Here is a 9,965-nt window from a genome sequence, read left to right on the forward strand (position 1 = left end):
CCACCAACCAACCCCAACTCGCATAACAACCGGACCACTCAACGGGGACCCCTCAGGCGGAGCATCACCCACGTTGAGTGATGATCCGCAGCGGCAACCGTATGAAAATCCGAGCTGAGTTTGTGTTTCTCATCGCCCACGCTGGCTGATGGCGCGTTGGGGACTGCTGACCCACTCACTTGCACCCGGCAACTGTCACTGACGGAAGAGAAGGCATGGCCACGACGACAACCACAACGGCGAAGCCCACCGCCCCAAGTGCTGTGCAGCGATGGTTTCCCATCGCCGCATGGCTGTCGAAGTACAAGTGGGGTTCGTTCTTCGTCGCCGACCTGATCGCGGCGATCAGCGTGGCGGCGCTGCTGATCCCCGAGTCGATGGGGTACGCGTCGGTGGCCAACGTCCCGGCCAGGTTGGGCTCTATGCCGCCCCCTTGGCGCTCGTCGGTTACGCGATGTTCGGTGGCTCGCGCGTCATGGTCTACGCGGCAGCCGGCTCGGTGGCGGCCGTGTCAGCCAGCGTCGTGGCCGGGCTCAATGCGACCAGCCCCACCCAGGCGGTTGCGTTTACCGCCGCGTTGGCGGTCGCTGCGGGGCTGGTGTTCATCGTCGCCGGACTGGCAAAGATGGGTTGGATCTTGAACTTCATGTCGAAGGCCGTCATGGCGGGGTTCATCACCGGCATGGCGATCCAGATCATCGTCGGTCAGATCGGCAACATCACCGGGGTGAAGGCGTCCTCGGGCAATACGTTTCAGAAGCTGTGGTCGGAGCTGTCCCACATCGGTGACTGGAACTGGACCTCCACCGTTCTCGGACTTTTGGCGATCGCCCTGATCTTCGGTATCCAACGGTTTATGAAGCTGGTACCGGCCGCGCTGACCGCCGTCGTCCTCGCTTCGATCTACGTGGCAATCGCCAACCCGACCATCAACCTGGTGGCGAAGATCCCCAAGGGGCTGCCGTCGTTCACGGTTCCGACGGGGTTGTCGTGGTCCACGTGGGGAACCCTGCTGCTCGGCGGAGCCGTGGTGGCGCTCGTCGGGTTCTCCGAGGGATGGGGCTCGGCCTCGTCGATCGCTCGAACCACCCATGACGACCTCGATTCCAACCAGGAGTTTCGGGCGTTCGGCGTGGGGTTGGTCGGGTCCGGCATCCTTGGAGGGATGCCCGTCACCGGCAGCCTGTCCAAGTCGTCGGCCGCCATGGCCGCAGGCGCAAAGTCCCAGATGTCGAACGGCATCCTCGCTGTGGTCGTGCTTCTGACGTTGTTGGTGCTTGCCCCGGCGTTTCAATGGCTGCCCGAAGCCGCCCTCGGGGCGGTCGTGATCAACGCCATGTGGGGATCGGCGAACCCGACCAAGGTGATCAAGCTCAGGAACGTCGATCGTGTGGACTTTGTTCTCGGACACGTCACCCTGCTGCTCGTCCTGGCGTTCGACCTGCTGCCGGCGATGGTCGCCGGGATCATCATGTCGATCATCTACCTCGTCTATCGGACGAGTTTCCCCGGCCGAGCCGAGCTCGGACAGGACTCGAAGACGGGTGATTTTGAAGCGCTCACCTGGATCTCCGGTGCGCAGAAGGGCGATGGCAACCCCAGCGCCCAACCTGTGCCCGGCGTCATGATCTACCGGTTCGACTCGCCCCTGGTGTTCTCGAATTCTGAGGCCTTCAAGAACACCGGACAGCAGATGCTGATCGATGCCGCCGAGAAGGGCCCGTTGCCCAGCACGCTGATCATCGACTGTGAGGAGATCTTCTATGTGGATGTGTCCGGTGCGGCCGCACTCCGCAGCCTCTGGCACTTCACGGAGCGCTACGACGTGAAGATCTCGTTGGCCCGGGTGCACCAGCACGCCAGGGAGATCCTCGAGGCCGATGGCATCATCGACGACCTGGGCGAGGAGGTCCAATGCGACCGCCGAAATCATCGCCCCGGCGCCGAACCCGGCGAGGATGCTCACTATCCGCGTCGGGATCTTCACCCAGCAGACGATCAGCCCGGCGAGCACCAGCGACGCCTGAGCGAGCGTTCCCAGACCGAATGCCTTGAGCAGTTCCATGCCAGCCTTGAGGTTGTGAATGGCCGGGCCGGGTCAGGCGCCCGCAGGTGAGCGCCAGCCCGAAGGTGGGAACAACGAGTGCGGGCCCCGCACAGCCTCCGTTGCAGGACCTGACGATCCCGGTCGGGTTGGCGGAGCCCGCATGCGTTGATGATGGCGGCGCCGCTTTGATGGCGACGGCGCCGACAACTCAGTTGATTTCGGAGGCGGCTTCCTGGACCGCTGCGTCGACGTCGTCCGTGCTGACACCGAGCTCTTTGGCGATGTGCTTCTCGGCGTTCAGCTGTGCTTTCTCAAGGGCAGCCTCGAGGGTGCTGGCACCAATGACCAGCAGTGCAGCTTCGCCGGAGTCGATCAGCTCACCGAGCTCCTTGACGTCGGACCGGGAGAGGCCGCGCCAGACGTGCCCACCGATACTGCCGATGGCCCCACCGACGAGGGCGGTGCCGAGGATGGCCGGCGGGAACAGGATGCCGATGACGCCGCCGGCTGCGGCGCCACCCCAACCGCCGTGGCGCGTGGCCATCTCGTCCTTGTTCACGTGCACCTTGCCGGAGGAGTCCTTGGTGATGACGGCGGCGTCGTAGGTGCCGACAGCGCCGTCGGTGTGGAGGTCCTTGACGATGGCGTAGTCGTCTCGGGCGAACGCCTCGCTTGCGTACGTGCCGATGTAGAGGAAGGTTCCGTCTGCTTTTGCCATGTGATCTCTCCTGTTCGTGAGGCCCTTGAAAAAGGTGCTCCGCTTGGTTGTGGAATCAGCTTGAGGCCGAGCGATCCCTGCGGCATCACCCACATCAGGGGATTCGATTTGACCCGATCCTGCATACCCATCGAGGGCGTGATGCCTTCGACGCTGTACTTCTCGGATCGGCCCGAGCGGGTGGGCACCCGTCTCGGTGTGCGGCGCTCGCCGCCGGGGACGCCGACGCTCGCGCCGCCGCATGGTCTGACATCACGTGCCCGCTGGAACGACAGCAAGTCGCTTGAATCCGGGCCAGGTCGTCGCTCAGCCCTTCTGCGTTGAGGCCGACGCCGGGTAGCCGTCGAACTCCTCACCGGGTTCGATGTTCGGGTACTGGGCAACGGTCTTCTCGAACTGGGCGATGGAGCTGAACGCCACACCGAACATCCAGCCCATGTCGAGCTTGAACTGGAACAGGTTGTAGCGCTCGCCGGGATCGCTGCCCAGGTCGAAGAACATGGGGAACTGCGGCTGCACGATCGGGTCGGCGATCCCCTCGCAGTGGCGAAGCACCACCTTGACCTGGCGCCACTTCGACGACATCAGGCCGCCGTCAGGTCCGAAGAACAGCAACGATTCCCGGCCGGTCTCCTCGCTCGTACCCTGAAGGAACTCCGACGCGTCGACGCCGTCCATCGGCCGGTCGGTCGGCACCTTGTCCGAGGCTCCTGCAAAGGCGGCGAAGGTCTGGTACCAGTCGTGCGCCGACAGCATCTGTTCGGTGACCACGCCCTCCGGCACCGTTCCGGGGTAGCGGACCATGGCGGCGGTGCGCATCGAACCCTCCCATGGCGGGGTGAAGAAACCGCCGCGGAACGGGCCGCTCGAACCGCCATGGGGGACGGTATCGATCAGCCCGGCGCCGTTGTCGCTGGAGAACACGAGGAGGGTGTTGTCGGCGATGCCTGCCTCGTCGAGGCAGTCCATGATCTGGCCGACGCGATGGTCCAGCTCGGCGATGACGTCGGCGTACAGGCCCAGCCGCGACGGGTCGGTCTGATCGAAATCGGGGTGGACCGCTTCGGGCGGGTGCATGTTTGCGAGCCCGACGTAGGTGAAGAACGGCTGGTCTGCCTTGGCCTTGATGTAGTCGGTGGTCTTACCGACGATCAGCTCATCGAGCAGCGGCCGCACCTCCAAGTTGAGCTCGCGCACCTCGGTCGACTTGCTGCCCTTCACGCCCTCCCAGATATGGGGTGTGTCGAGTCCCATCTTCTCAGCGAGTGCATTGAACGCCGCATACGACGTCCAGCCGGCCTCGTCGGCGCTGTTCTTGTAACCCCACCACTCGTCGAAGCCTGGTCGTTCGGCAGACGTCCCTCAGTCTCACCGCAGTGCCACTTGCCGAACAACGACGTGGCGTAGCCCGCGTCGGAGAGCAGCTCGGCGATCGTGTACTCCCAGGGAACGAGGCCGGACTTGGCCCCGGAGCCGGGCGTCGGCACCTTGTAGGTGCCGGATCGCACCGACTGGCGGCCGGTCAGGATGGCCGAACGCGTCGGGGTGCATTGGGACTCGACCGTGTAGTTGTTGAACCTGATGCCCCCGCTGGCCAGTTCGTCGATTCGAGGCGTCGGCGTCGTCCCGCCGTAGCAGGAGAAGTCACCCCAGCCGATGTTGTCGCACAGAACGAAGACGATGTTGGGCTGGTTCGTGGCCACTTGGCACCTCGCTGGGTCGGCACGGGTCCCCGATGGACAGGTGCAACAAAAGTGTGAATGAGGTGTGGGTCGCCCGGCATCGCCTACATCAGGTGAAATGTCGACCACCGACGCGCCGGCGCACGGAGATCTGTGATCATGTGGCCTCACCCGAGCGCTGGAACGCACCGGGGACCAGAGCGCCACGTCGCGCAGGGGAGGAACCATGCAGTCCGACGGACAACCGTGTTGCGCGCCGGTACGGCCGACCGAGCCGGGAGCTTTGCCCGCCGACGCAGAACCAAGCGGGGCAGGAGCTGGTTCCGAACACCAGGTTGGGACGCAGCGCGAGCGCATCGAGTTCGACTTCGTCGACATCCCGGGCGGCGAGTTCACCATGGGCACCAACGATCCGCGCGGCTACCCCACCGACGGCGAAGGTCCGGAACACACGGTGGCCTTGAGCCCGTTCGCAATTGCCCGGACCACGGTGACCAACGATCAGTTCCAAGCGTTCACTACTGCAACCGGCCATCAGAGCACGGCGGAACGCTTCGGTAACTCGTTCGTTTTCGGCGGTCTGCTCCCCGACGACTTCCCGCCGACCCGCGGTGTGGAAGCGGCCCCCTGGTGGCGCGAGGTCGATGGGGCGGACTGGCGACACCCGGAGGGCCCGCACAGCGACGTTGCCGATCGAGGTGGCCACCCTGTGGTCCACGTCAGCTGGGAAGACGCAGTTGCGTTCTGCGACTGGAGCGGCACGACCCTGCCGACCGAAGCGCAGTGGGAGTGTGCTGCACGTGGGGGGCGGAGCGGATCGCACTTTCCGTGGGGCGACGACCTTGAGCCGAACGGTGAGCACCGGATGAACGTTTTCCAAGGTGACTTCCCGGGTGGAAACACCGGTGCCGACGGGTGGATCGGGACGAGTCCCGCCGACCATTTCCCGCCGAACGGCTTCGGCCTCCACCAGATGACCGGCAACGTCTGGGAATGGTGTCTCGACTGGTTCGCCCTGCTCACATACAACCGTAGGGCCGCCGTCGATCCGGCCGGTCCGCCAGAGGGGTCGGCGCGGGTGATGCGTGGCGGTTCGTACCTGTGCCACGAGAGCTACTGCTGGCGTTACCGGGTCGACGCGCGGAGCGCGAATCAGACCGACTCCACCGCCGGCAACATCGGCTTTCGGGTGGTTGCAGGGCCCAGCTGACTCGGCCGGCGCAACGGGCCAGCGGCCTGAGCCCTGGAGACCTGGCTCCGACGTGCTCATGAGCCTGACGGGTAGATCGTGGCCCAGTCGGAGGCCATGTCGACCACGGTCCAGTCGTGCTCGGTGGCGGCCGACATGATCTGGTCGGTGCCGCTGCCAAGGGTTGGGTCTCGGTCGTAGGCGTACTCCCGTTCGGCGTCGGTGTGGTGCACGAACATCTGCAGCGTGCGGTGCGGGCTGCCGGCGGTCCACTGGAGCATGGCCAGGTCGCCGTCGGTGTTCCCGGCGGCGAGTATTGGGCGCTGCCCGACATGACGGTGGATCGATTCCGGCTTGTGCGGGCCGTCGTCGAGAACCTGGATCTTCGGAGACTTGACCAGTTCGGGGCCGGTCGACCCGATGCGGAACTCGGTTTCCCCGACACTCCCGATCACCCGGTGTGGGGGGAGCCCGTAGACCTCGGGTGCCCAGGTTCGCATGAAGTCGGTGCCGCCGCCCGAGAAGATCCAACAGGAGAAGGCGTGCTCGTCGAGCAGCGCGAGCAGTTCCAGCATCGGCTGGTACGCGGTTGCCGGGTACGGCCTATCGAAGCGTGGATGACGCGCCGATGACAGCCAACTCCGGCACAAGTCGTCGAACTCATCGGTGGTCACGCCCGAGTGGGTGAGGGCGATCAGGTCTTTCAATGCGTTCATCCCGCCCGCATGTAGGTCGTCCAACGTGGTGGGTTGGCCCAGTTGCGTCGCTCGGTCGAGGGCAAAGGCGAGTTGGGCATAGAGCGGCTGCTCGGTCCACAACGTGCCGTCGTTGTCGAACACCGCCACGCGTTCAGACTCCTCGACGTACTCGGGTGATTCGGGGTCGGCCACGGCATCGACGAAGTCGATGATCGACTGCCGGGTGGGTGTCTGCCGCCAACTCGGCAACAGACCTCCGCCCAAGCCTGAGGTGTCCGTGCTCACGGTTGTGTTGGTCATGGTCTACTTGCCTTCCTAGCGTGCTCAACGTCGGTGCCGGCCGCCAGCTTCACGTCGACGGTCGAACGCCGATCACTCTCGGTCGAGTAGACGGTCACCGTCTTTGACAGCACGGTGACATTCGGGACATGAACCCGCGTCCCGTCTCGCTCTCGCAGCACCACGCTCCGTTCGGTGATCTCGATGACCTCGCCGAGGACGTCGTCGACGCAGATCTCGTCGCCAACGCTGAACGCCGGTCGCGAAGCGATCAGGACGCTGACGGCAAAACTGTCGACGAGCGGCTTCAACGAGAATCCGACGATCACTAGCGCAAGCGGAACGAACAGCGAGAACCAGCCGACCTCCATGCCCAAAATGCTCAGCGACCACGCAACGGCAACGGCGATGACCCCCCATTGCACAACACGGCCTATCAGCTTCTCCACCTGCTCGTTGGGCCCACCAGGTCGGCCGAGTGCGCTACGGAGGGCTCGCCCCAGCAGCCAAGAAAGCAGCACTCCACCACCGAGCACGACGAGCGCGACAATGACGTCGGCGGTGGTGATCGGCTGCCCAGTGAACGCCTTCCGGAACGTCTCCAAGTCCATGGTCGCCGATCGTAGAGCGAGCGACTCGGTCCCCGGCACCCCCAATTTGGGTGATGAGGGCAACCCAGCCGCCACTGCTCAGGCCAACCGACACGCCACTGAATCCATCGGTAGGGGGGCTGGTCCGAATCACTCGCAACAGGTGACGCCCAGACGTCTGGGGCGTGTGTACGGTGACCCGATGACAGAGAGTGCGAGCCCCCAGGCCTCGGCCTCGGCCTCGGCCTCGGTTCCGACGCCGGCACCGGCCCAGGTCGGTGAAGCTTCTGTTGAGAAGGTCAGTTTCGCTGTTCCCGGCTGGGTTCGCCGTCACCGGCTCGAAGCGCATGGCATCAAGCGGGGCCTCGGCGCAGGCCTGATGCTGTTCGGCCTCGTCGTCGTGATCGGGGGTGCGGGCTTGATTACGGCGCAGGCCCTCGGGAGCCAGAGCGACGTCTTGAAGGACAACCTCAACTCGGCGGCCGGCTTTTTCACCGGGCTGATCCTCGGTGTGATGGTGCTGTACTGCCTGCTGAAGGACTGTCGGATTCTTCGAGGACAGGCCGGCGGGCGAGCCGGGTGGAGTGCGGCCATCCCATCGTACGAAGGTGAGATGAAGCGACCGAGAGGTGAGCGTTGTGGTCGATGACCAGGTGTCCGAAGGGCCAGAAACTCAGGGCGGAGCGGTCGTCGAAGGTGAGATGCCCGACGACGTCGTCGCTGCGGCGCGTGCCGGAGCGGCTCAGTCGGCGAGCCCCCCGGCGTGGTTGAACAAGTGGGTGTGGCAGTCGCTGTGGAAGGTCGTGGTGGTCGGGCTGGCGACGTTTGTTCTCGCGTCGATGGCCTGGCGGGCCCAGTCGCTGTTGAGGCTGCTGGGGCTGGCGTTGTTCTTCGCGATTGCGATGGTCCCGGCGGTCAACCATCTCCACGCAAAAAGAGGGTGGAAGCGCGGGGCGGCGGTGGGGACGATCTACGCAGTGCTGTTGTTGTTCCTGGTGCTGATGGTCGTGGTGTTGATCCCAGGCGTTACGGAGTTCGCGGGCGAGGTTGGCAAGGACGGTGACAAATGGGTCGCGGAACTGAACGCCAAGGGTCAGGATCTGATCGGCAAGGACGTGATCGGACAATCGAAGGGCGATGACGCCGTGGTGTCGGCCAACGACGCCATCACGAAGTTCTCAAAGAACTTGGGAGGGATCGCGTCCGAGGGGCTCGGTCTGATCTTCAACCTGGCGACGATCGCACTGTTCACGTTCTACTTCGCAGCGGACTGGCCGCGAATTCAGAAGGCATTGTTGGGGAGGATGCCACCCCGCCGTCAGAAGGTGACCGGATGGGTGATGGACACCGCGATCGAGCAGACCGGCGGGTACTTCTATTCGCGCCTGCTCCTGATGCTGATCAACGGTGGGTTGTTTTTCGTGGCGATGCTGCTGGTAGGGATGCCGGTTGTCTACGCCCTACCAATGGCGGTGTTCGAGGGGTTCGTGGCCGAGTTCATTCCGGCGGTCGGCACCTACATCGGGGCGGCGGTTCCGATCCTGATGACGTTGGCCGTTCAGGGGCTCGGCGCGGGGCTGATCCTGCTGGTGTGGACGTTGATCTACCAGCAGGGTGAGAACTACTGGTTGAGCCCGAAGCTGAGTGCCCAGACGATGTCGATCAACGGTGGGGTGGCCTTTGGGTCGGCGCTGGCGGGAGGAGCCATCGCAGGGCCGATGGGTGCGTTCATGGCGCTTCCGTTTGCTGCGCTCATCACGTCGATCATCAGCAACTCCGGGAAGACCTACGCGGTCGTGTACGCCTCGACGTACGGTGGGGAATCGCCGGGCGGAGACGAGCCGGCGGCTGACGACACGGCTACATCCAGCACCGCTGCGACCAAACCCGGCGCCTCGACCTGCGGCGAGGACTCGCCGTCCGACGACGACTGAGCGACCCCGCCATGGAAACAACGAGCGATGAGCCGAAAGGTGAGGAGCTGGCTGGCGCAACGTCCGGCGTTTGGGAGCGTCGCTCGACGAGCGTCGTGAGCGGTTTGGCCGCCGGTACGTTGTTGACAGGAACTGTCGTGTATCACCTGCTCGAGGACTGGAGCTGGGTCGACTCGTTGTACTTCAGTGTGGTCACCCTGACCACCGTGGGATACGGAGATCTCAGCCCGACCACGGACCTCTCGAAGCTCTTCACCGTCGTCTACCTCGTTAGCGGGATGTCGCTGCTGGCGGCCTACTTCAACGAGGTGATGAAACGTCGAGAACGCCGGGCAGCGAAGAGATCGTCTCGACGTTGAGGGTGCTCCGTCTTTCAGAGACATGTCGAGACGACATCGCCGTTATCTAACTCCCTGCGCGCGAACGAAGGGCTCAGGGGCTTGTTGCGTGGTCAGGTGATCGTCCGGATTCGATGGTTGAAGTAGTCGCCGAGGTAGACGGTGCCGTTCGGGGCGACCGTTAACCCGATCGGGCCGGTGAATTGGGCGGTGTCGCCGGGGCCGTCAGCAAACCCGGCGGTGCCGCTCCCGGCGAGGGTGGTGACGGCGCCGGTGGTGGGGTTGATGGCCCGGATCCGGTGGTTGTTGGCGTCGGTGACGTAGACGGTGCCGCCGGGGGCGACCGCCACCCCGGCTGTGGCGTTGAATTGGGCGGTGTTGCCGGGTCCGTCGGCAAACCCGGCGGTGCCGCTGCCGGCGAAGGTGGTGACGGCCCCGGTGGTGGGGTTGATGGCCCGGATCCGATGGTTATTCCGGTCGGCGACGTAGA

The 9,965-nt window shown here is 64.8% G+C and carries 10 protein-coding genes and 2 pseudogenes; 6 read left to right on the plus strand and 6 right to left on the minus strand.

Features of this window, described 5'->3' with window-relative positions; all coding sequences use genetic code 11:
• Positions 1–377 precede the first annotated feature (377 nt).
• Positions 378–1,345 (plus strand): annotated as a pseudogene (locus PKD89_RS20025) (SulP family inorganic anion transporter); the annotation flags it as partial.
• Positions 1,346–1,471: 126 nt separating this feature from the next.
• Positions 1,472–2,116, plus strand: a complete 645-nt coding sequence (locus PKD89_RS20030) for a sodium-independent anion transporter (RefSeq protein ID WP_338140690.1) — start codon at positions 1,472–1,474, stop codon at positions 2,114–2,116.
• Between the two features lie 139 nt (positions 2,117–2,255).
• On the opposite strand, the gene PKD89_RS19295 is transcribed toward PKD89_RS20030, so the two are convergent.
• From PKD89_RS19295 to PKD89_RS19305, 3 genes are all read right to left on the minus strand, one after another.
• Positions 2,256–2,765, minus strand: coding sequence for a DUF1269 domain-containing protein (locus PKD89_RS19295; protein WP_289012566.1), 510 nt, complete (start codon positions 2,763–2,765; stop codon positions 2,256–2,258).
• A gap of 306 nt (positions 2,766–3,071) precedes the next feature.
• The gene (locus tag PKD89_RS19300; RefSeq protein WP_324332857.1) at positions 3,072–4,019 is read right to left on the minus strand and encodes a sulfatase-like hydrolase/transferase; all 948 of its coding nucleotides are present in this window, start codon (positions 4,017–4,019) and stop codon (positions 3,072–3,074) included.
• Entirely contained in the window at positions 3,983–4,468 is a 486-nt protein-coding gene (locus tag PKD89_RS19305) for a sulfatase-like hydrolase/transferase (protein ID WP_324332858.1), read from the minus strand. Before PKD89_RS19305 ends, PKD89_RS19300 begins: the two co-directional genes overlap by 37 nt.
• Positions 4,469–4,673: 205 nt before the next feature.
• Between PKD89_RS19305 and PKD89_RS19310 the strand changes: the two genes are divergently transcribed.
• Positions 4,674–5,657 carry a formylglycine-generating enzyme family protein gene (locus PKD89_RS19310; RefSeq protein WP_289012568.1) on the plus strand — a complete coding sequence of 328 codons (984 nt, stop codon included), beginning with the start codon at positions 4,674–4,676 and terminating at the stop codon, positions 5,655–5,657.
• A gap of 56 nt (positions 5,658–5,713) precedes the next feature.
• On the opposite strand, the gene PKD89_RS19315 is transcribed toward PKD89_RS19310, so the two are convergent.
• Positions 5,714–6,634 (minus strand): HAD family hydrolase, encoded by a 921-nt coding sequence (locus tag PKD89_RS19315; protein WP_287376648.1) that lies wholly within the window; start codon positions 6,632–6,634, stop codon positions 5,714–5,716.
• On the minus strand, positions 6,631–7,224 hold the full coding sequence (locus PKD89_RS19320; protein WP_289012569.1) for a mechanosensitive ion channel domain-containing protein: 594 nt from the start codon (positions 7,222–7,224) through the stop codon (positions 6,631–6,633). Before PKD89_RS19320 ends, PKD89_RS19315 begins: the two co-directional genes overlap by 4 nt.
• 181 nt (positions 7,225–7,405) lie before the next feature.
• On the opposite strand from PKD89_RS19320, the gene PKD89_RS19325 reads away from it, so the two are divergent.
• Genes PKD89_RS19325 through PKD89_RS19335 form a run of 3 tightly spaced genes read left to right on the plus strand, consistent with a single transcriptional unit; the run spans position 7,406 to position 9,496 of the window.
• Positions 7,406–7,852 carry a hypothetical protein gene (locus PKD89_RS19325; protein ID WP_287390885.1) on the plus strand — a complete coding sequence of 149 codons (447 nt, stop codon included), beginning with the start codon at positions 7,406–7,408 and terminating at the stop codon, positions 7,850–7,852.
• Positions 7,833–9,137, plus strand: a complete 1,305-nt coding sequence (locus PKD89_RS19330; RefSeq protein ID WP_287376656.1) for an AI-2E family transporter — start codon at positions 7,833–7,835, stop codon at positions 9,135–9,137. The genes PKD89_RS19325 and PKD89_RS19330 overlap by 20 nt, the downstream gene beginning before the upstream one ends.
• Positions 9,138–9,148: 11 nt before the next feature.
• Complete coding sequence (locus PKD89_RS19335) at positions 9,149–9,496, plus strand: potassium channel family protein (RefSeq protein WP_287390887.1); 348 nt, start codon at positions 9,149–9,151, stop codon at positions 9,494–9,496.
• Positions 9,497–9,588: 92 nt separating this feature from the next.
• On the opposite strand, the pseudogene PKD89_RS19340 reads toward PKD89_RS19335, so the two are convergent.
• Positions 9,589–9,965 (minus strand): annotated as a pseudogene (locus PKD89_RS19340) (hypothetical protein); the annotation flags it as partial.

The sequence above is a fragment of the Candidatus Neomicrothrix sp. genome (assembly GCF_035329545.1).
Taxonomy (GTDB): Bacteria; Actinomycetota; Acidimicrobiia; order Acidimicrobiales; family Microtrichaceae; genus Microthrix; species Microthrix subdominans.